General features: G+C 71.3%; 25 protein-coding genes. 20 read left to right on the plus strand and 5 right to left on the minus strand.

The genetic code is table 11. The annotated features are described in order from the left end of the window. Positions 1 to 16 precede the first annotated feature (16 nt). Together ACX80L_RS07810 and ACX80L_RS07815 are read right to left on the minus strand one after the other, a co-directional pair. Positions 17 to 1,480 carry a peptide MFS transporter gene (locus ACX80L_RS07810; protein WP_459288861.1) on the minus strand — a complete coding sequence of 488 codons (1,464 nt, stop codon included), beginning with the start codon at positions 1,478 to 1,480 and terminating at the stop codon, positions 17 to 19. Beyond that, positions 1,481 to 2,920 (minus strand): amidase, encoded by a 1,440-nt coding sequence (locus tag ACX80L_RS07815; protein WP_459288863.1) that lies wholly within the window; start codon positions 2,918 to 2,920, stop codon positions 1,481 to 1,483. 147 nt (positions 2,921 to 3,067) lie between these two features. Between ACX80L_RS07815 and ACX80L_RS07820 the strand changes: the two genes are divergently transcribed. The 4 genes from ACX80L_RS07820 (at position 3,068) to ACX80L_RS07835 (ending at position 5,809) form a co-directional block, all read left to right on the plus strand. Beyond that, a complete protein-coding gene (locus tag ACX80L_RS07820; RefSeq protein ID WP_133080073.1) occupies positions 3,068 to 3,394 on the plus strand; it encodes a rhodanese-like domain-containing protein in 327 nt (108 codons plus the stop codon). Continuing rightward, complete coding sequence (pheA, locus tag ACX80L_RS07825) at positions 3,391 to 4,323, plus strand: prephenate dehydratase (protein WP_459288865.1); 933 nt, start codon at positions 3,391 to 3,393, stop codon at positions 4,321 to 4,323. Before ACX80L_RS07820 ends, pheA begins: the two co-directional genes overlap by 4 nt. Before the next feature lie 77 nt (positions 4,324 to 4,400). Further along, on the plus strand, positions 4,401 to 5,375 hold the full coding sequence (locus tag ACX80L_RS07830; protein WP_459288866.1) for a DNA topoisomerase IB: 975 nt from the start codon (positions 4,401 to 4,403) through the stop codon (positions 5,373 to 5,375). An 86-nt stretch (positions 5,376 to 5,461) separates the two neighbouring features. Then, on the plus strand, positions 5,462 to 5,809 hold the full coding sequence (locus tag ACX80L_RS07835; protein WP_208740345.1) for a hypothetical protein: 348 nt from the start codon (positions 5,462 to 5,464) through the stop codon (positions 5,807 to 5,809). Positions 5,810 to 5,821: 12 nt separating this feature from the next. On the opposite strand, the gene ACX80L_RS07840 is transcribed toward ACX80L_RS07835, so the two are convergent. Further along, complete coding sequence (locus tag ACX80L_RS07840) at positions 5,822 to 6,991, minus strand: diacylglycerol/lipid kinase family protein (protein WP_459288869.1); 1,170 nt, start codon at positions 6,989 to 6,991, stop codon at positions 5,822 to 5,824. Between the two features lie 67 nt (positions 6,992 to 7,058). Here ACX80L_RS07840 and serS point away from each other — a divergent pair, with 67 nt between their 5' ends. After that, positions 7,059 to 8,339, plus strand: a complete 1,281-nt coding sequence (gene serS / locus ACX80L_RS07845; protein ID WP_459288871.1) for a serine--tRNA ligase — start codon at positions 7,059 to 7,061, stop codon at positions 8,337 to 8,339. 44 nt (positions 8,340 to 8,383) lie between these two features. Further along, positions 8,384 to 9,220, plus strand: a complete 837-nt coding sequence (locus ACX80L_RS07850; protein WP_133080079.1) for an HAD family hydrolase — start codon at positions 8,384 to 8,386, stop codon at positions 9,218 to 9,220. A gap of 35 nt (positions 9,221 to 9,255) precedes the next feature. Here ACX80L_RS07850 and ACX80L_RS07855 read toward each other — a convergent pair whose 3' ends face one another. Both ACX80L_RS07855 and ACX80L_RS07860 read right to left on the minus strand, forming a co-directional pair. After that, positions 9,256 to 9,885: a hypothetical protein gene (locus tag ACX80L_RS07855; RefSeq protein ID WP_133080080.1), complete on the minus strand. Its 630-nt coding sequence runs from the start codon at positions 9,883 to 9,885 to the stop codon at positions 9,256 to 9,258. A gap of 140 nt (positions 9,886 to 10,025) precedes the next feature. Further along, positions 10,026 to 10,592, minus strand: a complete 567-nt coding sequence (locus ACX80L_RS07860) for an inorganic diphosphatase (RefSeq protein ID WP_133080081.1) — start codon at positions 10,590 to 10,592, stop codon at positions 10,026 to 10,028. 173 nt (positions 10,593 to 10,765) lie between these two features. Here ACX80L_RS07860 and dacB point away from each other — a divergent pair, with 173 nt between their 5' ends. The 14 genes from dacB (at position 10,766) to panC (ending at position 24,506) form a co-directional block, all read left to right on the plus strand. Continuing rightward, positions 10,766 to 12,199, plus strand: a complete 1,434-nt coding sequence (dacB, locus tag ACX80L_RS07865; protein ID WP_459288874.1) for a D-alanyl-D-alanine carboxypeptidase/D-alanyl-D-alanine endopeptidase — start codon at positions 10,766 to 10,768, stop codon at positions 12,197 to 12,199. Positions 12,200 to 12,266: 67 nt separating this feature from the next. Continuing rightward, positions 12,267 to 13,406: a zinc-dependent metalloprotease gene (locus ACX80L_RS07870; RefSeq protein ID WP_133080083.1), complete on the plus strand. Its 1,140-nt coding sequence runs from the start codon at positions 12,267 to 12,269 to the stop codon at positions 13,404 to 13,406. Beyond that, complete coding sequence (tilS, locus tag ACX80L_RS07875; RefSeq protein ID WP_459288876.1) at positions 13,399 to 14,532, plus strand: tRNA lysidine(34) synthetase TilS; 1,134 nt, start codon at positions 13,399 to 13,401, stop codon at positions 14,530 to 14,532. Before ACX80L_RS07870 ends, tilS begins: the two co-directional genes overlap by 8 nt. 3 nt (positions 14,533 to 14,535) lie before the next feature. Further along, positions 14,536 to 15,087 (plus strand): hypoxanthine phosphoribosyltransferase, encoded by a 552-nt coding sequence (gene hpt, locus ACX80L_RS07880; protein ID WP_104116634.1) that lies wholly within the window; start codon positions 14,536 to 14,538, stop codon positions 15,085 to 15,087. Positions 15,088 to 15,266: 179 nt separating this feature from the next. Continuing rightward, on the plus strand, positions 15,267 to 17,324 hold the full coding sequence (gene ftsH / locus ACX80L_RS07885) for an ATP-dependent zinc metalloprotease FtsH (protein WP_208740352.1): 2,058 nt from the start codon (positions 15,267 to 15,269) through the stop codon (positions 17,322 to 17,324). Positions 17,325 to 17,393: 69 nt separating this feature from the next. After that, positions 17,394 to 18,011, plus strand: a complete 618-nt coding sequence (gene folE, locus ACX80L_RS07890) for a GTP cyclohydrolase I FolE (RefSeq protein ID WP_133080086.1) — start codon at positions 17,394 to 17,396, stop codon at positions 18,009 to 18,011. 6 nt (positions 18,012 to 18,017) lie between these two features. Beyond that, on the plus strand, positions 18,018 to 18,926 hold the full coding sequence (folP, locus tag ACX80L_RS07895; RefSeq protein WP_459288879.1) for a dihydropteroate synthase: 909 nt from the start codon (positions 18,018 to 18,020) through the stop codon (positions 18,924 to 18,926). Positions 18,927 to 18,937: 11 nt separating this feature from the next. Beyond that, positions 18,938 to 19,330, plus strand: a complete 393-nt coding sequence (gene folB, locus ACX80L_RS07900; protein WP_459288881.1) for a dihydroneopterin aldolase — start codon at positions 18,938 to 18,940, stop codon at positions 19,328 to 19,330. Beyond that, positions 19,327 to 19,818 (plus strand): 2-amino-4-hydroxy-6-hydroxymethyldihydropteridine diphosphokinase, encoded by a 492-nt coding sequence (gene folK, locus ACX80L_RS07905; protein ID WP_133080088.1) that lies wholly within the window; start codon positions 19,327 to 19,329, stop codon positions 19,816 to 19,818. The genes folB and folK overlap by 4 nt, the downstream gene beginning before the upstream one ends. A gap of 6 nt (positions 19,819 to 19,824) precedes the next feature. Beyond that, positions 19,825 to 20,310, plus strand: a complete 486-nt coding sequence (locus ACX80L_RS07910; protein WP_133080089.1) for a DUF3180 domain-containing protein — start codon at positions 19,825 to 19,827, stop codon at positions 20,308 to 20,310. Further along, positions 20,303 to 20,818 carry a PH domain-containing protein gene (locus ACX80L_RS07915; protein WP_459288883.1) on the plus strand — a complete coding sequence of 172 codons (516 nt, stop codon included), beginning with the start codon at positions 20,303 to 20,305 and terminating at the stop codon, positions 20,816 to 20,818. Before ACX80L_RS07910 ends, ACX80L_RS07915 begins: the two co-directional genes overlap by 8 nt. Next, complete coding sequence (locus ACX80L_RS07920; RefSeq protein ID WP_459288885.1) at positions 20,815 to 22,560, plus strand: PH domain-containing protein; 1,746 nt, start codon at positions 20,815 to 20,817, stop codon at positions 22,558 to 22,560. The genes ACX80L_RS07915 and ACX80L_RS07920 overlap by 4 nt, the downstream gene beginning before the upstream one ends. Further along, on the plus strand, positions 22,550 to 23,500 hold the full coding sequence (locus ACX80L_RS07925) for a Rossmann-like and DUF2520 domain-containing protein (RefSeq protein WP_459288887.1): 951 nt from the start codon (positions 22,550 to 22,552) through the stop codon (positions 23,498 to 23,500). Before ACX80L_RS07920 ends, ACX80L_RS07925 begins: the two co-directional genes overlap by 11 nt. A gap of 79 nt (positions 23,501 to 23,579) precedes the next feature. Further along, positions 23,580 to 24,506 carry a pantoate--beta-alanine ligase gene (gene panC / locus ACX80L_RS07930; protein ID WP_459288889.1) on the plus strand — a complete coding sequence of 309 codons (927 nt, stop codon included), beginning with the start codon at positions 23,580 to 23,582 and terminating at the stop codon, positions 24,504 to 24,506. Positions 24,507 to 24,514: the final 8 nt, after the last annotated feature.

The raw sequence follows: 24,514 nt of genomic DNA on the forward strand, positions 1-24,514 counted from the left end.
GGGCAGTGCTGCAGACCTAGCGGACCCCGCTCATGGCCCTCCGGATCGCGGGGGCGCCGGCGATGAGCGCTCCGCCGAGGATGATCGCCGTGATGCCGCTGAAGGCGAAGTAGGGCACCTCGTTCGCCTCGGAGTAGAACCCCGCGAGCAGGCCGGACACCGTGGTGCCCAGGGAGATCGACAGGAAGAACAGGGCCAGCATCTGGGTGCGGAAGGCCTCCGGCGCCAGCTTCGTGGTCACCGACAGCCCGATCGGGGAGATGAAGAGCTCGGCCCAGGTGAAGAGCAGCAGGATCCCGGCGAGGCCGACCAGCGGCGTGCTGTTGGGGCCGCCGCCCGCGAAGGGGATGAAGGCGAGGAACGCGACACCCATGATGATCAGGCCGAAGGAGAACTTCAGCGGGGAGGACGGCTGGCGGCTGCCGAGGCGGGTCCAGAGGGCCGCGAAGATCCCGGCGAACACGATGATGAAGACCGGGTTGATCGACTGCACCATGCCCGGCGGCATCTCCCAGCCGAACAGGTTCCGATCCAGCCGGCTCTCCGAGTACAGCGCCACCACGGTGAACTGCTGCTGGAACAGGGACCAGAAGGCGGCACTGGCGAGGAAGAGCGGCATGAAGGAGTAGACCCTGCGCCGTTCCACCCCGCTGACCTTGCTGCTCGAGAGGATGACCGCGAAGTAGGCGATCGTCGCCGCGATGGCGGTGTAGGCCATGACGTTGGCCAGGTTGCCGGCATTGAGGAGCCCGGTGGCCAGCACCACGCCGAGGAGGACGACGACGGCGGCGGCGATGACGATCCAGCGCGGGTACGCCGTGCGGGGGAGCGGGTTCTCCACGAGGTGCGCGGCGTCCGGGAGGTTCTTCCGGGTCGCGGCGTACTGGAGGAGCCCCGCGGCCATGCCGATCGCCGCCAGTCCGAACCCGACGTGGAAGCCGTAGGCGTCCCATGCGAGGTTCGTCAGCAGCGGTCCCACGAGGGCGCCGATGTTGATGCCCATGTAGAAGATGGAGAAGCCGGCATCGCGGCGGTCGTCCCCGGGGGGGTAGAGCGTGCCGACGAGCGACGAGGCGTTGGCCTTCAGCCCGCCCGAGCCGACGCCCACGAGCACGAGGCCGATCGCCAGTCCGACGACGCCGGGCAGCAGGGCGAGCGCGATGTGGCCGCACATGATGATGATGGCCGAGTAGAACAGCACCCGCTCGGAGCCGAGCACGCGGTCCGCGAGCCACGCTCCGAGGATGGTGGAGAGGTAGACGCCGCCGCCGTAGGCCCCGACGAGGCCCGCGGCCGTGGCGGAGTCGAAGCCGAGCCCTCCCTCGGCGAGGGAGTAGGTCATGTAGTAGAGGAGCAGTGCCTGCATGCCGTAGAAGGAGAAGCGTTCCCACAGCTCCACGCTGAAGAGGTTCGCCAGCATACGCGGGTGGCCGAAGAACGTTTTCCCGCCGGTGGCGGCGGTCCGCTGGGTTGTGCTCATTCACTCCATGGTGCCACCGGGCGCAAGGGGAGTAAATTCGCGATCTTCCTGGCGCAGGGCCTCGATCTGGGCGGTCACGGCGAGTAGCTGGGCCTCCTCGCCGGGCCGTCCGATGAGCTGCACGCTCATCGACAGGCCGTCCGGCAGGCGCAGCGTGGGGACGGTCACGGCGGGCAGGCCGCAGACGTTCACCATCGACGTGAAGGGCGAGTAGCGGCACTGCCGGAGGTAGTCGGTGTCGCCGTCGGCGTCGGTGTACCAGCCGAGGGGGCGGGGTGTCATGGCGGCGGCGGGGGTGAGCACCATGTCGAAGCCGGAGTACTGCCTGATGGTGTCCTGCTCGAACTGCCGCAGGACGTCGACGGCGGCCGCGAGATCCGCCGCGCTGCGGCCCAGGGCGCGACGGCGCAGCACGCGCGTGATGTCCGTCAGCCGGTCCTCGCGCTCGTCGGGGATCGGCGCGGTGGCGAGGCCGGCCGTCCAGACGAGCTGGAACGCGTCGTGGTAACGGCGGTCGTAGGTGAGGTCCGCGTCGACGACGTCGTGGCCGGCCTGCTGCAGCCGGCGGATCCCGGCGGAGAAGGCATCGGTGGCGGCGCTGTCCAGGCTGATGTCCATCGCGCCGGAGAAGGGGGAGGCCGTGCTGACGCCGATGCGGAAGCGGCCCTCGGCCCGCAGCGCGGCCTCGGTGAAGGACCCGGGGTAGCGGGACGCCGCACTCGTGGGCCGGTAGTTCGGCTCCCGCACGAGGGCATCGAGCATCAGCCCGGCGTCCACGGCCGAGCGGGCGAGCGGGCCGGCGACGACGAACTGGCCGAGGTCCGCCTGTCCCGAGCCCGACGGCACGCGGCCGCGGTTCGGCTTGAGGCCCACCAGCCCGGTCGCCGCCGCCGGGATGCGGATGGAACCCCCGCCGTCGGTGCCGGGCGCGAAGGGGACCATTCCGGCGGCGACGGCGGCGGCGCTGCCGCCCGACGATCCGGCCGGGCTGAGGCGACGGTCCAGGGGGTTGCGGGCCGGTGGGGCGATCCGGTTCTCGCTGTAGCAGCTCAGTCCGAACTCGGGGACCTGGGTCTTGCCCAGGCTGATGGCGCCGGCCCGGCGCAGCACCGAGGCCAGCGGGGCGTCCTGCTCGGCGACGGCGTGGTCGAGGGCCGCCGTGCCCAGGGTGGTCCTCACGCCGGCGACGTCGGTGAGGTCCTTGTGTGCCAGGGGCACGCCGTGGAGCGGGCCGAGGGCAACCCCGGACGCACGCAGCCGGTCGGCGTGGTCGGCGGCCCGCAGGGCGTCGTCGTGGGTCACGGTGACGAAGGAGCCGAGGTCGGGGTCGAGGGTGTCGATGCGCCGGAGGAAGTGCTCGGTGACCTCGCGGGCGCTGACCGCGCCGCGCACCAGCGCGTCGCGGAGTGTGAGTGCGGAGAGTTCGTGGAGTTCGCTCATGGGTTCCCAATCGGAGGCGGGCGGTTCCGGGACCCGCCGCGCCATGGGCCCGTGAAGAAACGACAAGGACAACTATAGGAGCCGTTCCCCCGCCCGGTGCGGCCGTAGCAATGGCGGCACCCTACCGGGCCGTGAAAAGGTAGGCGCATGAGCGAACCCCAGAACGTACCGGTGACGGCCGTGCCCGACGACGCGAGGATCCTCGACGTGCGCGAGGACTACGAGTGGGAGGCGGGCCACGTCGACGGCGCGCTGCACATCCCGCTCGACCAGCTTCCCGCCCGGCTGGGTGAACTGGATCCGGACGAGGACCTGCACGTCATCTGCCGCAGCGGTGGCCGCTCGCAGCGCGCAGCCCAGTGGCTCGAGGGCAACGGCTATACGGCGGTCAACGTCAGCGGCGGCATGGGTGCCTGGCTCGAGGCCGGCAAGCCGATGGTGTCCGAGACGGGCAGCGAGCCGACCGTCCTGTGACTCGGTCCGATTCCTACGCCTACTTGGGCCCTGAGGGGACCTTCACGGAAGCCGCACTGCTCCAGGTGCCGGGGGCGGAGGACGCACGCCGTGTCCCGGCGTCGACGGTCGGCGCGGCGCTCGACGCCGTCCGCTCCGGAACCGTGGATGCGGCGATGGTGCCCATCGAGAACTCCGTGGAGGGCGGGGTGAGCGCCACCCTCGACGCCATCGCCGTGGGTGAGCCGCTCCGGATCCTGCGCGAGGAGCTCGTGCCGATCACATTCGTGCTGGCTGCCCGTCCGGGCACGCCGCTCGACGCCGTCCGCCGCATCGCCACGCACGGCCACGCCTGGGCGCAGTGCCGCAACTGGGTCGATGCTCATATACGCGAAGCGGAATACTTCCCGGCGTCGTCGACCGCCGCCGCCGCGTACGGGCTGGCCGACACGGATGCGGGCTACGACGCCGCCATCTGCTCCCCCCTCGTCGCCGGGCGCCTCGGACTCGCGGTCCTCGCGGCCGACATTGGGGACGTCACCGACGCCGTCACGCGCTTCGTGCTGGTGGGCAGGCCGGACGCCCTGCCGCCACGCACAGGGGCCGACAAGACCACCGTCGTGATCCCCCTGCCCGACGACCACCCGGGTGCGCTGATGCAGATCCTCGACCAGTTCGCGGCGCGCGGCGTCAACCTGAGCCGCATCGAATCCAGGCCCACGGGCCACTTCCTCGGGGACTACTTCTTCAGCGTCGACGCCGACGGCCATGTCGAGGACGCCCGTGTGGCCGACGCCCTCAAGGGGCTGCACCGGATCAGTCCGGGACTGCGCTTCCTCGGGTCCTACGCCCGCGCCGACCGCCGCACCCCCGCCGTCGAACGCCACACGTCCGACGACGCCTTCGGTGCCGCCGATGCCTGGCTGGGCGGGATCACCGGAGGGCGATAGCGGGGGGCACCGGGAGGACCGAAAGCACAGTAGGCTTACTATCGAAGGTCCTCCTCCCACAAAAGGCTGGTTCCACGATGGCTCGATTGCGCCGCAGCAACACGCGCAGGCCCGGTATCACCCGCCGCCGCCACGGCAAGGGGTTCAGCTACCGCGCCCCGAACGGCGAGCTGCTGCAGGACCGCGACGAGATTGAGCGCATCCGGGACCTCGTGATCCCGCCGGCGTGGAAGGACGTGTGGATCGCGCCCTATCCGAACGGGCACGTCCAGGCGATCGGCACGGACGACGCCGGCCGGCGCCAGTACATGTACCACCCGGCATGGCGCGAGCAGAAGGACCGCGAGAAGTTCGACCGCGCCCTGGATTTCGGAGCGAAGCTGCCGAGCGCCCGCCGGGCCATCACCCAGCACCTGCGCAGTGATGGCGTGACGAGGGAACGCGCATTCGCCGCTGCGCTGCGGATCGTCGACGCCGGGGCGCTGAGGATCGGGTCGGCCCAGTACGCCGAGGCGAACGGTTCCTTCGGCGTCACGACCCTCCTCGTGGAGCACTGCACGATCGAGGGCTCCATCATCACCTTCGACTTCCCCGGGAAGAGCGGGCAGCACTGGGAGACGCGGCTCGAGGACGAGGACCTCGCCGGTGCCCTGCGGCCCATGATGGAGCGCGAGGACGCCGACACGGTGCTCGCGTACCAGACGGAGGACGGCAAGTGGCACCACGTGGACGGCTCCCTGCTCAACGAGTTCCTCCGGCAGGTGACCGGCGGTCCGTTCACGGCGAAGGACTTCCGGACCTGGCAGGCCACCGTCGTCGCGGCCATGGCGCTGGCCAAGGAGGACCTGAAGGCGACGAGCCGCACGGCCCGCCAGAAGGCCGTGACGGCGACCATGAAGGCCGTGGCCGACCACCTCGGCAACACGCCGACCGTCGCCAGGAGCTCGTACGTCGACCCGAGGCTCGTGGACCGGTTCATGAGCGGCGAGGTCATCCCCATCACCACCTACTCCGCCTCGGAGAAGGCCGTGCAGGAACTCCTGCGGAACTGAACAGCACATTTCCAACCATCCCGCCGGTCAGTACGCTGGCAGCGGGCGCCCAACGAGGAGCGCATCCTTCGACGAAAGGAAGCATCATGACCGAGAACGCTCATGGAGGACACATCGTGAACCCCAACGAGGGCGACGGCTCGACGTCGGACCCCAACTGGCAGGGCGATATGGGCGACCAGGGGAACGACGTCCGCTTCGCCGAGGAGCAGGCCCTGATCAACGAGCAGGCCGGCCGCGCCGACCGCGACCCGGCGGAGGCCGTCGACGCCTCCGAGCAGGAGGGCCACTACACCAGCTCGGATCCCGCCGGAGCCTCCGGTGGCTACACCTCGTCGCAGGACCCGGCCGAGGAGGGCGAGTACACCGACAAGGACAAGCCCCTCATCGACGAGCCCGAGGGCCAGGGCGAGTACACGGACCGCGACCGCTAGGACGGACCGGCCCTAGGGGCGGCGCAGGACCTTCTGCCGGCCCCGCTGCCAGCCCTGCTGCCACGTCCTGGGCCACCGCCGGTGCCAGTCGGGCAGCGGCAGCACCGAGGACCCTGATGGTCCGGGAGCCGTCACCGGCACCCGGACCATCAGTGCGTCCGGGTCCACCCGGGCGGTCAGCGAGGTGATGGAACCGGAAGAATCGCCGTCGAGCTGGGTGGCGATCGGATCGGCTGACCAGACGGTCACCTCCCGGGCGCGGTAGTAGCTGATGACCGGGATGACGCCGCGGTGCCGCGAGAGGATCTTCGCGGCCATCCAGGTCCAGCCGAGCAGGCTGCGGGGGCTCAGCACCACGACGTCGAGGTAGCCGTCGTCGATCACGGCGTCGGGCACGAAATCCACCCCCGCCGGCAGCTTGCCGCAGTTCGCGACGAGGAGGCTGCGGACCTTCCTGCTCTGCGGCGGCTGTCCGTCGAGGCTGATCGAGATGCGCCGGCGCCTGCCGGGCAGGTGGCGCACTCCGGCCTCGCTGTAGGCGAGCCAGCCGAATTTCTCCTTCAGGTCCTGCTTCGCGTCGGCCACCACGCTCGCGTCGAAGCCCACGCCGCCCATGACGAGGAACGGGTGCTCGGACACCACCTCGCTGCGGTCGTTGCGCAGCCTGATCCGGGCCATGTCGATGCGCCGCTCGGAGCCGTGCAGGGCGAGCCGGAGGCAGCCCGCGATGTCGTTGTACGGCAGGCCGAGGTTCCGGACGAGGAGGTTCCCGGTCCCGAGGGGCAGCAGGCCGAGCGCGGCGGGCTGGTGCGCGAGTGCCTGCGCCACGGCACGCACCGTGCCGTCGCCGCCGGCCGCGATGACGACGTCGGCCCCGGCCGCAAGTGCCTGCGCGGCCTGCCCCGTGCCCGGATCCTCGATGGTGGTCTCGAGGACGAGCGGGGGTTCCCAGCCGGCGTCCGAGCACGCCTGCTCCACGAGGGCACGCGTCGCGTCGGCCTGGAGCTTCGAGGGATTCAGCACGAGTGCGACGCGCTGCGGGCCCGCCGCCACCGGCGTCGGCTCGTGGACGGAGGCGGTGGGGGTGCGGGTCTGCTGCAGCCGCCGGACGGACCAGTACGTCTGGAGGGACGCGACGGCGGCGGACGCCGCGGCGGTTCCGGCAAGCAGTTTGCGGCGCATGGTCATCCAGAATAGCGGCACGGCCACCGCGGGCGGCCGTGCCGCCGGGTTTGGGTAGTCTTGACGGGTGATCGACGTCAACGACCTCCGCCTGAATCCCGAGCAGTTCCGAGCATCGCAGCGCGCCCGCAGGGCGGATGAGTCCCTCGTCGACGCCGTCCTCGCGGCGGACACGACGCGGCGGGAGTCCGTGACGGCCTACGAGACGCTGCGCGCCGAGCAGAACGCCTTCGGCAAGCGGGTGGCCCAGGCCAAGGGCGAGGAGAAGCAGGCACTCCTGGCCGAGGTCAAGGAACTCGCGGCGTCCGTCAAGGCCGCCGCGGCACGCTCCGAGGAGGCCAAGGCCGAGCAGGAGGCGCTCCTGCGCAAGCTGCCGAACCTCGTGCAGGACGGCGTCCCCGAAGGCGGCGAGGACGACTACGTCGTGGTGAAGAAGGTCGGCACCCCGCGGGACTTCGCGGCCGAGGGTTTCGAGCCCCGCGACCACCTCGAGATCGGCGAGCTGATCGGCGCCATCGACATGGAGCGCGGCGCCAAGGTGTCCGGTTCGCGCTTTTACTTCCTGAAGGGCGTCGGTGCCCGCCTCGAGCTCGCCCTGCTGCAGATGGCCCTCGACCAGGCGATCCGCGCCGGCTTCATCCCGATGATCACCCCCACCCTGGTGCGGCCCGAGACCATGCAGGGCACCGGCTTCGACATCGCCCACGACGCCGAGATCTACCGGCTCGAGGCGGACGACCTGTACCTCGTGGGCACCTCCGAGGTGGCGCTGGCCGGGTACCACTCGGACGAGATCCTCAACCTCGGTGCGGGTCCGGTCCGGTACGCCGGCTGGTCCTCCTGCTACCGCCGCGAGGCGGGGTCCCACGGCAAGGACACGCGCGGCATCATCCGCGTGCACCAGTTCAACAAGGTCGAAATGTTCACCTACACGACCGTCGAGGACGCCGCTGCGGAGCACGAGCGCATGCTCGCCTGGGAGGAGGAGATGCTCGCGAAGGTGGAACTGCCGTACCGCGTCATCGACACGGCGGCCGGCGACCTCGGGATGTCCGCCGCACGGAAGTTCGACTGCGAGGCGTGGGTCCCCACCCAGGGGGACTACCGCGAGCTGACGTCGACGTCGAACTGCACGACCTTCCAGGCCCGCCGGCTGAACATCCGCGAGCGCCAGGACGGGGAGGGCCAGAAGGGGACGCGCGCCGTCGCCACCCTGAACGGGACGCTGGCGACCACCCGCTGGATCGTGGCGATCCTCGAGCACCACCAGAACCCGGACGGTTCCGTCACCGTGCCGGCGGCGCTGCGGCCTTATCTTAACGGTCTGGAAACACTTCCGGTACTGTGAGCGCCGTCCTACCGGGGCTTCAGTGAGGTCTGGTTCACTGAACCATGAGTACTTTGAGCGATGCCGGCATCGATGACCGGCAGGAGAACAGGAAGCACCACCTCGTCGCCCTCGACGTCGACGGCACCCTTGTGGATCACGAGGGGTCGATGACCGAAGAGGTGCGGGACGCCGCGCGGGCCGTCATCGAAGCCGGGCACGACGTCATCATCGCCACGGGCCGGTCCCTCGGGGCCACCCTCCCCGTGATCCGGCTCCTCGGTATCACGCGCGGTTACGCGGTCTGCTCCAACGGCGGGGTCACACTGAGGATCGACGCGGCGCTGCCGGAGGGATTCGAGGTCCTCGAACGCGTCACCTTCGATCCGAGACCCGCCCTCACCGCGCTCCGCGAGCGGCTCCCCTCCGCCAAGTACGCGCTCGAGGACGATCGCGGCCGCTTCCTGTCCACGGAGAGCTTCCAGGACGCGAGCTTCGGTTCCGAGGCGCAGAGCGTCGGCTTCGAGGAGATGCTCGAGAGCCGGGCCGTGCGTGTGGTGGTGTTCAGCACCGACAGTTCGGCCGACGAGTTCGGGAACGCCGTCGCGTCGATCGGGCTGCACGGGGTGACCTACTCCGTGGGCTGGACCGCCTGGCTGGACATCGCCGCCTCGGGCGTCACGAAGGCCAGCGCCCTGGAGGCCCTCCGGCAGCGCCTCGGGACCGACCGCAGCCTCACGGTCGCCGTCGGCGACGGCCGGAACGACGTCGAGATGCTCGAGTGGGCCGGCCGCGGGGTCGCGATGGGGCAGGCACCCGAGGAGGTCCGTGCTGCGGCGTCGGAGGTCACCGGCAGCGTGTACGACGACGGCGCCGCGAAGGTCCTGCGCTCGATCGTCTGACTCCGTCTAACTCCGTCCGACTCCGTCCGACCCCGTCAGTACGCCAGGGCCGCCTCGGGCAGTGATGCCGGTCCGTGCGTGAGGTCCAGCAGGCGGGCTGCCGCGGGCCGCGTGGCCCACTCCTCCATCCAGTGCGAGCGGACGACGGCGCGGCTCACGGCCTGCGTGGTGATGCCGAGTTCCTGCGCGACGTACTTCTGCTGCCCGCGGGCACCCGGCGTCATGAGGTCCAGGACGGCCCACTCCGCGTCCGTGCGCGTGTACACGATCTGCCCGAGCAGTCGCAGCACCGCCTCGGCCTCGGCCGCGATACCGCCGTCGGGCCCCTCCACCGCGAGGGGGATCCGCTCGCCGGTCTTCCGGGCGCGGTCCACCGCGCGGCGCGCGTAAACGAGGCCGTAGCCCTGCGCGTCGACGAGCCGCTCGGGGACCGGGGGCGTGAGGCCGCCGACGCCGATACCCACGTGCCAGCGCCGGTAGCGGATGGCCTGCAGCGCGGCGTCGACCGCCGTGGACGCCGCATCCACGACGCCCTGCACCTCGTCGCCGACGGAGCGCTGGAACGGGATCACGGTGGGGAGCCGGCGCAGGACCCTGAGGAGGTCGCCGACCAGGTCCCCGGCCTCACGCGAGTCACGCTGGTTGATGGTCAGGACGTAGTGCATGGCCCCAGTATGGGGGACCTACCGCCGAAATCAACGTCTTCCGGTTGATCGGGGCGGCTCAGGGCCCCGCAGCGGGCGGAGGAGGGGCCGGAAACGCAGGAGCTCCCGCCGTCCCCGGCGGGAGCTCCTGCAGGGACGTCCTAGCGGCCCTCGGGGGTCTCCGTGGCGTTCTTCGCCTCCACATCGACGGAGCGGCCCTGGGGCTCGTCCTGCGCGCTGCCCTCGCCGATCTCCTGGAAGCGCTTCAGCGACGCCTCGACCTCGGCCTCGGCCTCCTCGCGCCCGGCCCAGTCGGCGGCCTCGACCCACTTGCCCGGCTCGAGGTCCTTGTACTTCGTGAAGAAGTGCTTGATCTCGTCGAGCAGGAAGTCCGAGACGTCGGACAGGTCCTTGATGTGGTCGAAGCGGGGATCCACGGGTACGCACAGCACCTTCGCGTCCCCGCCGCCGTCGTCCGTCATGTTGAAGACGCCGATCGGGCGCGACTCGACGAGCACGCCCGGGATGAGGTCGAAGTCCTGCAGCAGGACGAGCGCGTCCAGCGGATCGCCGTCCTCGCCGAGCGTGTTCTCGAAGTAGCCGTAGTGCGTGGGGTACTGCATGGCCGTGAACAGGACGCGGTCGAGGCGCAGCCGGTGGGTGTCGTGGTCGATCTCGTACTTGACGCGCGATCCCTTCGGGATCTCGATGGTGACGTCGAGCTTCATGGCAACTCCTGGGGCTAGGTGCGGTGGCAGCCGGCGGCCGCGCCCTCCGCTGGAGGGCCGCCCGACCGGTCTAGTGTTTCATTCGTCAGCCCTAACATATCGGTCGGCCGCCGGTACCAGAGCATTTCCTCGTGGTTGCGGCGCTGCCCCGCCGGACCTTGCGAAAGGACACCATGAAGCGCCTGCTCCGCCTGCTGACCGGTCTCCTCCTGGTCCTGGTGATGGCGGGGATCGCCGTACCCCTGGCCGTGTACCTGACGCCCCGGGTCCTCGCGGCCGTGGATCCCGCCCCTTCGGCACCTCCCGTGACGCCCTCCCCGCAGGTGCCGCCGACGGCGGTCCCCCTGCCCGACGTCGTGACCCCCCTCTCCCCGGCGGCGCCCGCACCGGACCCCGCGGTCCTCGGCCCACCGCTGGACGCCGCCCTGGCGATCCCCGGGCCCGGGAGCTTCGCGGGCACCGTCATCGACTCCGCGGACGGTGCCGTGCTGTACGCGAGGGACGCCGACCGCCCGCAGCCACCGGCGTCGAACATCAAGCTCCTCACCGCCGTCGCGGCCATGACCTACGGCCGGCCGGACCAGGTGCTGGAGACGACGGTCCTCACCTCGGGGACCGCGCCCGGAGCGCTCTACCTGCGCGGCGGGGGTGACGTCCTCCTCGGCTCCGGTCCCTCCGACCCCGACGCCGTGATCGGGCGGGCAGGCCTCGCCACCCTCGCCGCCGACGCGGCCGACGCCCTGCCCGACGGCTCCGGCCCCTACAGCGTCTACCTCGACGACTCCCTCTTCGCCGGTGCCACCCTCAATCCGACCTGGGCGGACGGCGACGTCCAGGCGGGGGAGGTCGCGCCGGTCCACGCGCTCGCCGTCAACTCGGCATGGCTCGAGGAAGGCAGGACCGGCGGGCCGCGATCCCAGGACGCCGCGCTCGACGCCGCCCGTGCGTTCACCGCCGCGCTCGTGGCGGCAGCCGGGGACCGCGGGATCGCGGTGGGCCCGGATGTCCGGCGCCAGGTGGCTCCCGAGGACGCCGAGACCGTCGCCGCCGTCGCCTCCGCGCCGCTGGAGGAGCAGATGCGCCACATGCTCGAGATCTCCGACAACTACCTCGCCGAAGCCCTGGCGCGGATTGCCGCGCTCGAGAGCGGACGGCCGGCATCCTTCGGGGGAGCCACCGAGGCGCTCACCGCCGCGGCCGTGCGCCTCGGCGTGCCCCAGGAGGGGCTCAGCGTCGGCGACGCAGCAGGACTGTCCGTCCGCAACGCCGTGTCCCCGGCCCACCTCGCCCAGCTGGTCCGCGGCACCACCACGTCGCAGGAGCCCGGCCTCGCCGCCGTCGCACGATCGCTCCCCATCGCCGGCCTGACCGGGACGCTGGCGACACGGTTCACGGCCGAGGACGGTGCGGGTGCGGGTGCGGGGACCGTCCGCGCGAAGACGGGGACGCTCAATGCCGTCACCGGGCTCACGGGGCACGTCGTCACCGCCGACGGCCGCCTGCTCGTCTTCTCCTTCCTCGCCTCCGGACTCGACGGCACCACGGCCGAGGCGCGCGCCGCGGCGGACCGCGCGGCCGGACTGCTCGCGGGATGCGGCTGCCGCTGAGCCCCTACGGGCTGATCCTGCCCGTTCTCTGGGAGCCGCCGTCGGCAGGATGTGATCGAATAGGCGCATGTCCAGGAACGAGCCCGCAGCACCCCGTCCGCAGCTGGTCAACTGGGACGTCGCGGCCTCCACCGCGGCATCGCTGACCCCTGCCGGACCCACCATGGCGCCCGCGGACATCGCCCGCGCCGTCCAGAACATGCGGGAGCTGGCCGATGCGTCCGTCGGCCACGTCCACGCCATCTCCCGGCTCGACGCCGCGCGGGACCTGCGGGACTCCGAGCTGCTCGTCGTCGACCGCGCGACGTGGTCGAGGGCCAATTCCCAGAGCTTCCGCACGCTCATGGAACCTGCCCTGGACCAGCTCGCGGCATCCCGTCCCGAGGTCCTGAGGTCGGCGTCCCTCGCCCTCGGCGGAACGGTCACGGGGGCACAGCTCGGTGCCATCCTGGCGTTCCTCTCGAGCAAGGTCCTGGGCCAGTACGATCCGTTCGTGCCGTCGCGCAACGGGCAGGGCGGGCGGCTGATGCTCGTGGCGCCCAACATCATCTCGGTGGAGCGGGAACTGAACGTGGACCCGTCCGACTTCCGGCTGTGGGTGTGCCTCCACGAGCAGACGCACCGCGTCCAGTTCGCCGCGGCCCCCTGGCTCAAGGACCACATGACGAGCCACATCGGCCAGCTGACGTCCGGGCTGATGGACAAGGCGGACACGGTCTCGGAGCGCCTCGGTGCGGCCGTGAGGAACATCGCCGCGGGCAGGGCGCGTGCCCGCGGGGAGGGTCCGGCCGTGGACGCCCTGCCGTCCCAGGAGGTCGGCGTGCTGTCGATCCTGCAGGACCCGGACGACAAGGCGCGCCTGTCCCACCTCACCGCCGTCATGAGTCTGCTCGAGGGCCACGCGAACGTGGTGATGGACGGTGTGGACGGGAGCATCGTGCCGTCAGTCAAGACCATCCGTCGCCGTTTCAACGCCCGGGGGAAGTCCCGCGGGCCGCTCGAGAAGGTCATCCGGCAGCTTCTGGGACTGGACGCGAAGATGCGCCAGTACAGCGACGGCTCGAGGTTCGTGCGCCGCGTCGTCAGCCAGACGGGCATGGAGGGCTTCAACGCGGTCTGGGAGTCCGCCTCGCACCTGCCCACCGAGCGGGAGATCCACGCCGCCGACGAGTGGATCGACAGGATGAGCCTCCGCCGTCATGGCTAGGCGCCCCCGGCTGCTTCCCGCCGTCGGGGCCGCACGCAACCTGCTCGAGGCGAGCCTGCAGGGACTCCTGGCGGATCCGGTGCGGCAGGATCGTGCCGAGCCCGCATCGTCGGGTGCCCCTGGCGGCCGTGCCGCCCGGAACCTGCCGCTGGTGCTCGTCGCCTGCAGCGGCGGACCGGATTCACTGGCCCTGGCGGCCGTCGCGGCGCACTTCGCGCACACGGGCCGCTGTCGCGTCGGGGCCGTCGTCGTCGACCACGGACTGCAGGCCGGCAGTGCGCGGACGGCCGCGGCCGCCGCCGGCGCCGCGCGCGAACTCGGCCTCGACCCCGTCGAGGTGCGGCGCGTCGCCGTCGAACGCGAGGGCATGGGACCCGAGGCGGCGGCCAGGACCGCCCGGTATGCGGCACTCGACGACGCCGCCGCGCGGCTCGGAGCCGCCGCCGTGCTGCTTGGGCACACCCTCGACGACCAGGCGGAACAGGTGCTCCTCGGGCTGGCGCGCGGTTCCGGCACACGCTCGCTCGCAGGGATGCCCGCACGCCGCGGCCTCTACGTCCGCCCGTTCCTCGAACTGCGCCGCTCGGACACCGAGGCCATCTGCGACTTCTACGGGCTCGACCCCTGGCACGACCCGACGAACCTCGACCCGGCCTACGCCCGCTCACGCGTCCGCGCCGATGTGCTGCCGTTCCTCGAGGAGCAGCTCGGCCCGGGCATCGCCCAGGCGCTGTCCCGGACCGCACGGATCCTCGGGCAGGACGCGGACCACCTCGAACGCCTGAGCGCCGAGGCCTACCAGCAGCTCCGGCGGCTCGACGACGGCGGCATCCTGCTGTCCGAGGAGGGGCTGAGGGCCCTGCCCGCAGCCCTGAGGCAGCGGGTCCTCGCCCTCGCCGCGCTCGAACTGGGGGCCTTCCAGCCGAGCTTCGAACGCCTTCGCGCCGCCGAGTCCCTGCTCGACAGGAAGGGGTCCGCCGGTCCGGTGCAACTGGGCGGGAAGGTGAGCGTCCACCGCCAGGTGCGGGGGCGGGCGGTTCTCCGGGGAGAGCCGAGCTATGGCAATCTTGTCCTTAGAAGCAATGGCCCCGGCGTGAAGCAGTCGCGCCGTCCAACCCAGGAGTAATCGGTGGATTCCAACGACGTCCAGTCAGATCTCAAGCACGTCCTCTACACCAGGGAAGAGATCCAGCAGCGGATCAACGAGCTGGCCCAGCAGATCGATGCCGACTACCAGGGCCGGGACATCCTCCTCGTGGGTGTCCTGAAGGGTGCGGTGATGGTCATGGCGGACCTCGCACGCGCACTCCACTCCCACATCACCATGGACTGGATGGCGGTCTCGTCCTACGGCTCGGGAACGCAGTCCTCCGGCGTGGTCCGGATCCTCAAGGACCTCGAGACCGACCTCATGGGCAAGCACGTCCTGATCGCCGAGGACATCATCGATTCCGGTCTGACGCTGTCCTGGCTCAAGGCCAACCTCCTGTCCCGCGGACCGGCATCGGTCGAGATCTGCACCCTGCTGCGCAAGCCCGACGCCGCGAAGGTCGATATCGACGTCAAATACGTGGGCTACGACATCCCCAACGAATTCGTCGTCGGCTACGGCCTCGATTTCGCCGAGAAGTACCGCAACCTCGATTTCATCGGCACCCTCGCGCCGCACGTCTACGAATAGGGGATTCCCCCTCGCCCCATGCGGGGAGTACGCCAAGAGGGAACTATTGCCACAATCCGCGCGTGGTGAATCTCGGACGGTGTATATGTTGAGGTGCTCCACGGGCACCCACGCAGCAGTGCGCCCGCACACTTTTACTTGCATCAGCAGGAGGGACAGGGCTTGCTGCCCTGAGACGTATGAAATTCAAGAACATCTTCAAGGGGCCCTTCTTCTGGATCATCCTCGCGGTCGTTGCGCTCCTCCTGGTCCTCCCGAGCCTCTTCGGCACGGGCAGTTCCCGCGTCGACACCAACGTCGGGCTCCAGCTCCTCGAAGATGACAAGGTGTCGCAGGCCAAGATCTACGACGGCGAGCAGCGCGTGGACCTCACCCTCCGTGAGGACTACGAGGGCAAGGGCGAGAGCGTCCAGTTCTACTACAGCACCGCCCGCGCGGAGAGCGTCGTCGATGCCATCAACACCTCGGACACCGACGGCTTCACCGACCAGCCCGCCGAGAGCAACTGGCTGCTCAGCCTCGCCGGCCTGATCTTCCCCATCCTGATCCTCGGCGTCATCTTCTGGTTCCTGCTCAGCCGCATGCAGGGCGGCGGCTCCAAGGTCATGCAGTTCGGCAAGTCCAAGGCCAAGCTCATCTCCAAGGACATGCCCCAGGTGACGTTCAACGACGTCGCGGGTGCCGACGAGGCGGTCGAGGAACTGCTCGAGATCAAGGAGTTCCTGCAGGAGCCCGCCAAGTTCCAGGCCCTCGGCGCCAAGATCCCCAAGGGCGTCCTGCTGTACGGCCCTCCCGGGACCGGCAAGACCCTCCTCGCACGCGCCGTCGCCGGTGAGGCCGGCGTCCCCTTCTACTCCATCTCCGGATCCGACTTCGTCGAGATGTTCGTCGGCGTCGGCGCGTCCCGCGTCCGCGACCTGTTCGAGCAGGCGAAGAACAACTCGCCCGCCATCATCTTCGTGGACGAGATCGACGCCGTCGGCCGCCACCGCGGTGCGGGCGTCGGTGGTGGCAACGACGAGCGCGAGCAGACCCTGAACCAGCTCCTCGTCGAGATGGACGGCTTCGACGCGACCACCAACGTCATCCTGATCGCCGCGACCAACCGTCCCGACGTCCTCGATCCCGCGCTCCTGCGCCCGGGACGCTTCGACCGCCAGATCGGCGTCGAGGCCCCCGACATGAAGGGCCGCGAGCACATCCTCTCGGTGCACGCCAAGGGCAAGCCCATGGCGTCCAACGTGGACCTGAAGGCCGTGGCGAAGAAGACGCCAGGCTTCACCGGCGCGGACCTCGCGAACGTCCTCAACGAGGCGGCACTCCTGACGGCCCGTTCGAACGCCCAGCTGATCGACGACCGCGCACTCGACGAGGCCATCGACCGCGTGATCGCCGGTCCCCAGAAGCGCAGCCGCGTGATGAAGGAACTCGAACGGAAGATCACGGCGTACCACGAGGGCGGCCACGCCCTGGTGGCGGCGGCGCTCCGCAACACCGACCCCGTGACCAAGGTGACCATCCTGCCGCGCGGACGCGCCCTCGGATACACGATGGTCATGCCGAGCGACGACAAGTACTCGGTGACCAGGAACGAACTGCTCGACCAGCTCGCCTACGCCATGGGCGGCAGGGTGGCCGAGGAGATCGTGTTCCACGACCCGTCCACGGGTGCCTCCAACGACATCGAGAAGGCCACGGGGACCGCTCGCAAGATGGTCACCCAGTACGGCATGAGCGAGCGCATCGGCGCCGTGAAGCTCGGCCAAGGAGCCGGCGAGCCCTTCCTCGGCCGCGACATGGGCAGCGACCGCGACTACTCCGACCAGATCGCCCTGGTGGTCGACGAGGAGGTCCGCCGCCTGATCGACAACGCGCACGACGAGGCGTACCAGATCCTCACCGAGAACCGCGACGTCCTGGACCAACTGGCGCTCGAGCTGCTCGAGCGCGAGACGCTCAACCAGGCGGAGATCGCCGAGGTCTTCCACAACGTGCGCAAGCGCGACCTGCGCGAGGTGTGGCTGTCCAAGCAGACGCGCCCCGTGCACTCGCTGCCGCCGGTCACGTCCCCGAAGGAACGCGCGGAAGCACTGGAGAGCGGCCGGCCCACCCCGGAATCCGTGGCGCCGCAGGACCAGATCGCCGACGCGGACATCCCCGGTGATTTCGACGTCCGGGGCTCGGACCTCCCGTCGCCCGAGTCGGGCGACCGCCCCGGGGACAGCCGGGACGGCTAGTCCCGCAGGAGTACGCCACCGGCCAGGGGGCCGGTGGCGAGCAGTGTCCGAGGAAGGGGTGGAAGAGCTGTGACTGATTTCGACGACGAGGTGGTGGAAGCCGCGCTGGAAGCCACCGGTTCCCCCGTGGACCAGGTCCGCATCCAGCGGGCGGTCCGGGAGATCCTGGCGGCGATCGGCGAGGACCCGGATCGCGACGGCCTGCTCGAGACGCCCAAGCGGGTGGCGAAGGCGTATGCGGAGATGTTCGCGGGGCTGCACCAGGATGCCAGCGAGGTGCTGTCCACCTCGTTCGACCTGAACCACCAGGAACTCGTGCTGGTGAAGGACATCCCGTTCTACTCCACCTGCGAGCACCACCTGGTGCCGTTCCACGGGACGGCCCACCTCGGCTACATCCCGTCGGAGGAGGGCCGCGTCACCGGCCTCAGCAAGCTCGCGCGCCTCGTGGAGGTCTACGCCCGGCGCCCCCAGGTCCAGGAACGGCTGACCACGCAGATCGTCGATGCGATGATGGAGCACCTGAAGCCCAAGGGCGCGATCGTCGTCATCGAATGCGAACACATGTGCATGTCGATGCGCGGGGTGCGGAAACCCGGAGCAAAGACCGTCACGTCAGCCGTGCGCGGCCAGATCCGTGAGACGGCGACGCGTGCCGAGGCGATGAGCCTCATACTCGGAAGGTAGGACCCCATGGATTCTCTCGCTGCAGCGCCCGGGACGGGGCCGGCGACCTCGCCGCTGCCCGTCCTCCGGCCGGTCCGGGTGGCAAAGGCCGTCGGGGACCTGCCGGCGGACCGCGCCGTCGTCCTGGGGATCCTGAACGTCACTCCGGACTCCTTCAGCGACGGCGGCAGGTACGCCACCACCGACGACGCGATCGGCCACGGCCTCCGCATGCACTACGCGGGTGCGGACATCATCGACGTCGGTGGGGAGTCGACCCGCCCGAACGCCCGCCAGGTGCCGGTCGAGGAGGAGCTGGCCCGCGTGCTCCCGGTGGTGAAGGCCCTCGTGAAGGCCGGAGCCCTGATCAGCATCGACACCATGCACGCGGAGACCGCGCGGCAGGCACTGGATGCGGGTGCCGCGATCGTCAACGACATCTCGGGCGCCGGCTTCGATCCCGCCATGCCGGCACTCGTCGCCGAGCGCGGCGTGCCCTACGTCCTGACCCATCGGAGGGGCACGGCCGCGACGATGGACGGCCTCGCGACCTACGGCGACGTCGTCGCGGAGGTGACCGCGGAACTGGTCGGACTGCGCGACCGGTTCATGGCCGCCGGCGTCGCCGCCGAGCAGATCATCCTCGATCCGGGACTCGGCTTCGCGAAGACCGACGAGCACAACTGGGCGATCCTGCGGAACCTCGACGCCTTCACCGGGCTGGGACACCGCGTGCTCGTCGGTGCCTCCCGCAAGCGGTTCCTCGGCACCCTCCTGACCTCGGCGGGCAGGGCCGCGGCGCCCGGAGAACGCGACTCCGCCTCACTCGCGGTCGCGACCCTGGCCGCCGCCGCCGGCGCCTGGGGCGTCCGCGTCCATGATCCTGCCGCGACGCTCGACGCCGTCAAGGTCGCCGCCGCCGGCGCCCGACGGTGAACGGGTCTCCCGTGCCGGGCAGGCCCGGTTCACCCTCCGGGCACCTGGACACGGTGGTGCTCACCGGCATCACCGCCAAGGGGTACCACGGCGTCTTCGACCACGAGCGCCGGGACGGCCAGCCCTTCGCGGTGGATGTCGTGCTCCACCTCGACCTGCAGCCCGCGGGGACCAGCGACGATCTCGCCAGGACGGCGCACTACGGGGAGCTCGCCGAACTGGTGCACGGCATCATCGGCGGGAAGCCCTTCGACCTCATCGAGGCCCTCGCAGAGACGATCGCCTCGGCGGTCCTGGCCGCGTTCCCCGTCGCCGCCGTCGACGTGACCGTCCACAAGCCGAAGGCACCCATCGAGGTGCCGTTCGGCGACGTCGCCGTGACGCTGCGCCGGAGCCGGGCATGAGCACGGTCCGGTCGGTCCTCGCACTGGGCAGCAACCTCGGAGCCAGCAGCGACACCCTGGTGCGCGCCGTCGCCGACCTCGTGGATTCCGAGCACGTGCGCCTCCGCGCCGTCTCCCCCGTGGTGCGGACGAAGCCGGTGGGAGGCCCGGAGCAGCCCGACTACCTCAACATGGTGATCGAGGTGGAGACGGACCTCGGACCGTACGAGCTCCTCGCGCACTGCCAGTCCGTCGAGGACGTCCACCACCGCAAACGCACGGTGCGCTGGGGGCCGCGCACGCTCGACGTCGACATCATCACGTACGGGGCGTGGACCTCCGACGACGACGCGCTGACGATCCCGCACCCCCGCGCCGCGTCCCGTGCGTTCGTCCTGCAGCCCTGGGCCTGGATGGACCCCGGGGCGGAACTGGGCGGCCGGCCCGTCGCCGGGCTCGCCGCGGAGGCCGCCGATCTTGCGGGCCTGGTGCCCTTCGAGGGAGTCTAGGACGCTGTGAGCACCCTTCGGTTCCGCTGGCTGGCCCTGGTGGGCGTGCTGGCCGGACTCGCCGGCTGGCTGGCCAACTGGCTCGCGACCCGCAACGGCTACGGCACCCCGACCCTGCCGCTGACGTCCCTCGTCACCACGGCGGTGATCCTCGGGATCACCCTGGTCTTCGGGCGCCGCGTGCTGCGGTGGCGCAACGGCAACCGCGATCGGCCCCTCGATCCGATCCTCGCCACCCGCACCCTCGTCCTCGCACAGGCCTGTGCGTACGCGGGGGCGCTCAGCCTCGGCTGGCACGCAGGGATCCTCGTGGACCAGGTGGCCCTCCTGGCGGTCCGCTCCACCACGGCACCCCTGTGGGGGTCCGTGGCACTCATGGTGGGCGGGATCCTGATGATTGTGGTGGGATTGGTCGTCGAGAGCTTCTGCAGGCTTCCGCCCGACGACGACGGCACGGGCGCTCCGGGCTCCATCGAGGGGGAATATGCGTAGGGAACCGATCGACCCGTCCGGGCTCGAGTGGTCCAGGGTGTCACCGAAGTACCTGCGCGTCCGGCTGCTCGGCTGGCTCATCGGGTCGGTGGTCTGGCTCGTCCTCGCGAGTGTCCCGCTCGTCCTCCGCCTCACGGGCCTCTGGGACTCGTTCCCGCCGCCCGTGATCGCCTGGGGGCTCCCCGCCGTCGTGTTGGTCATCGCCGTGTGGCGGGGCATGCTGCTGCCGCGCCAGGTCGCCTCGATCGGCTATGCCGAGCGCGACGACGACCTCCTGGTCCGCCAGGGCGTCTTCTTCCAGCGCACCATGGTGGTCCCCTACGGCCGCATGCAGTACGTCGACGTCGCCGTCGGGCCGCTCGAGCGCGCGTTCGGGATCTGCACGCTCAAGCTCCACACCGCGTCCCCCGCCACGAACGCCCTGATCCCCGGCCTGCCCTCCGAGGAGGGCACGAGGCTGCGCGAGCAGCTGTCCGCGCGGGGAGAAGCCAGGCTGGCCGGGCTGTGACGGCCCCGCCCGGCTCCTCCGGCGGCCTCCCGGCGACTCCCGCCCCGGACGGACCGGAGGCCACCGCTCCGCCTGCCGACACCTGGCACCGGGTCCACTTCATCTCCCCGCTGGTGCGCGGCTGGATCGCGCTCGTCGCCATCCTCTACTTCGTGGGCAGGGACTGGTTCGAGGGCCTGTTCAGCGGCGGATCGCGGGAGCGGGGTCCCCTGCCCGAGGGCATCGGCCTCCTGGTGGCCGGCGGGATCGTGCTCGGCGTCGTGGTGGTCGTCGCGGCCGCCTTCCTCGTCTCGTGGTACTTCACGCGCTACCAGGTCACGGCCGAGCACGTGCGCGTCCACTCCGGCGTCGTGTTCCGGCAGCAGCGGCAGGCGCGCCTCGACCGGGTGCAGGCCATCGACATCGTGCAGCCCTTCCTCGCCAGGATCTTCGGGCTCGCCGAGCTCAAGTTCGAGGTGGCCGACGCGGGGGAGTCCGCGGTCCGGCTCGCGTTCCTGAAGCTGGCCGACGCCCGCAGGCTGCGCGCCACGATCCTCGCGCGCGCGGCAGGCGTGGACCCGGACCCGGAGCATCCGGAGGAGGCCGTGGAGGCGCCCGAGCGGGAGGTGGTCGCGATCCCGCCGGCGCGGGTCGTCGGCGCAGCCGTCCTCTCGGGGACCACCGTGGCGCTGGTCGTGGCCGCCGCCGTCGTCACCACGCTCGGGGTGGTCCTGGAGACACCGATCATCGCGACGTCCTTCATCCCCATCCTCATCGGCGTCGTGGGCGCCTACTGGTCGGCCCTCAACACCGGCTACAACTTCCGGGCAGCGACCTCCCCGGACGGCATCCGCATGCGCTACGGACTGCTCGACACGCGCTCGCAGACGGTACCGCCGGGACGCGTGCAGGCGCTGAGCATCCAGCAGTCACCGCTCTGGCGGTTGAAGGGCTGGTACCGCGTCACCGTGAACGTCGCCGGCTACGGGGCGTCGGTCTCCAGCGAGGGACAGGCACGTGCGACGCTCCTCCCCGTCGGCACCCGCGACGAGGTGCTGCAGATCCTCGCCCTCGTGCTGCCCGATCCCGGGACGCCGCGTCCGGTCGAGGTGTTCACCGCCGGCATGGCCGGCCGGGACGGCGCCGAGGGCTTCGCGACCACTCCGCGCCGGGCCCGGTGGCTGGCACCCCTCGCCTGGCGGCGCACCGGCTTCGTCGGAACGCGGACGGCACTGCTCATGCGCTCCGGCGTGCTGTGGCGCCAGCTCGTCGTCGTCCCGCACGAGCGGACCCAGTCGCTGTCGATCGAGCAGGGCCCCGTGGAGCGGCGCTTCCGCGTCTCGAACCTGCAGTTCCAGACGACGCCCGGCCCGGTCAATCCGCGGGTCCTCCTCGCGGACTCGGCCACGGCCTGGGAGCTCTTCCACGGACAGGCCGCCCGCGCCGCCGAGGCCCGGCGCCGCAGCGGCCCCGAGCAGTGGATGAAGCCCGTCCCCGGCGCGCTCCCCGCGGCAGCCGCCACGGGGACCACGGAGGACACGGCCGCCACGACGGACACCGGGGCGGAGGACACGGCCGCCACGGCGGACACCGGGGCGGGGGAGGCCGGATTCACGGGGGACACCGGGCAGACCCGGCACGACGACGCCGGGACGCCGCAGGACGATGCGCGGCCCGCCCCCGGCGTCCGGGACGTGATGCCCGAGGTGCCGCTCTACGCGCCCGCGCCCGGCGGGACGGAGGAGCCCGCTGATGGCCGCTGACGCATCCCGCCGGCCGGGACGGCTCGGCGTCGGCATCGTGGGCGCGGGGAGGGTCGGCGCCGTCCTCGGTGCGGCCCTGCGATCGGCGGGCCACGCCGTCGTCGGAGTGGCCGCCGTCTCCGAGGCGAGCCGTGAACGCGCCGAGAACCTGCTGCCCGGGGTCCCGGTCCTCGAGGTCCCCGACATCATCGAGCGTGCGGAACTCGTGCTGCTGACGGTGCCCGACGACGCCCTGTCCGAGCTGGTCGAAGGGCTCGCCCAGCTCGGGGTCTGGCAGGCCGGGCAGCTCGTGGTGCACACCTCCGGCCGGTACGGGACCGCCGTGCTGGGCCCCGCACGCGCGGCCGGTGCCATCCCCCTGGCCATCCACCCCGCCATGACCTTCACCGGGATGAGCCTGGACCTCGGGCGCCTGCCGGACAGCATGTTCGGCATCACCGCCCCGTCCGCCGTGCTGCCCATCGCGCAGGCACTCGTCGTGGAGATGGGAGCGGAGCCGGTCGTCATCGAGGAGGAGTCCCGGGCGCTGTACCACGCGGCCCTCGCCCACGCCTCGAACCACCTGGTGACGATCGCCGCGCAGTCCGCCCAGCTCCTCGCCGACCTCGGCGTCCAGCATCCCGACCGCATGCTGGGCCCGCTCATGAAGGCCTCCCTCGAGAACGCCCTGTCCTCGGGCGAGGGTGCCCTGACCGGACCGGTGGCACGCGGTGACGCCGGGACCGTCCGTGCGCACCGTGACGCCCTCGAGGCGCACGACGCCCCCGACACCCGCCAGGCCTATCTCGGTATGGCCCGTGCCACCGCACTGCGCGCTCTCGAGCGGGGCATCCTCACGCCGGCGCAGGGCGAGGCGATCCTCGCCGCGCTCGCGGACGTCCCCGGCGGGAGCGGGCCTCCCCGCCCGCCGCAGGACGGCCCCTCCGGTCCGCCGTCCTGACCTGCCCCGATCCCTCCCCACCCGCCTGATCCGCCCCGCCGTGCAGCGGCACCGCTCCCACTTCCCCGAAGGACCTCCCGTGACCCCGACCGGCACCACCCGCCCGGCCACCCCGCTCCTCGTCTCCACCCCGGCCGAGCTCCGGACCGCCACCTCGGCGCTCCTGGACCGGGCGGCCGCCGGCGGCGGAGCCGACGGCCCGCCGTCGCTCGGCCTCGTCCCCACCATGGGCGGCCTGCACGCCGGGCACGCCGCACTCGCACGGACGGCGCGGGAAGCCGTCGACGTCGTCGTGGCGTCCGTCTTCGTCAATCCCCTGCAGTTCGGCGACCCGGCGGACCTCGACCGCTATCCGCGCACGCTCGACGAGGACCTCCGGCTCCTGGGCGGGTGCGGGGTCGACGTCGTCTTCGCCCCGTCCGTCGAGGACATGTACCCGGGCGGGGAACCCTCGGTCCGGGTCAGCGCGGGCCGGATGGGCGAGGTGCTCGAGGGGGCATCGAGGCCCGGCCACTTCGACGGCATGCTGACGGTGGTCGCGAAGCTGCTGAACCTCGGGCTGCCCGGCACCACGGCCGAGTACCGGGCGTACTTCGGCGAGAAGGACGCGCAGCAGCTCGCCCTCATCCGCCGGATGGTGCTCGATCTCAACGTGCCCGTACGCATCGAGGGCGTGCCGATCGTCCGCGACGCCGACGGGCTGGCGCTCTCGAGCCGGAACCGTTTCCTCGGTCCCACCGAGCGGGACGCGGCGCTGGTGCTCTCACGCGTGCTCCGCGGGCTGCGCGACGCCGCCGGCCGGGGCGCACCGCCCGACCTCGACCGTGCGCGCGCCGAGATAGCGTCCGAGGAACTGGTGGAACTCGACTACCTCGAGGTCGTGGACCCGTTGTCGTTCGCCGTCGTCGGGGACGATGGCCGGTCGCACCAGGCGCTCGCCGTCGTCGCGGCCAGGGTCGGTGCCGTGCGCCTGATCGACAACACCTTCCTGCCGGTCGTGGGCTGAGGCACACC

It is taken from the genome of Arthrobacter sp. MDT1-48-3, from assembly GCF_054511015.1.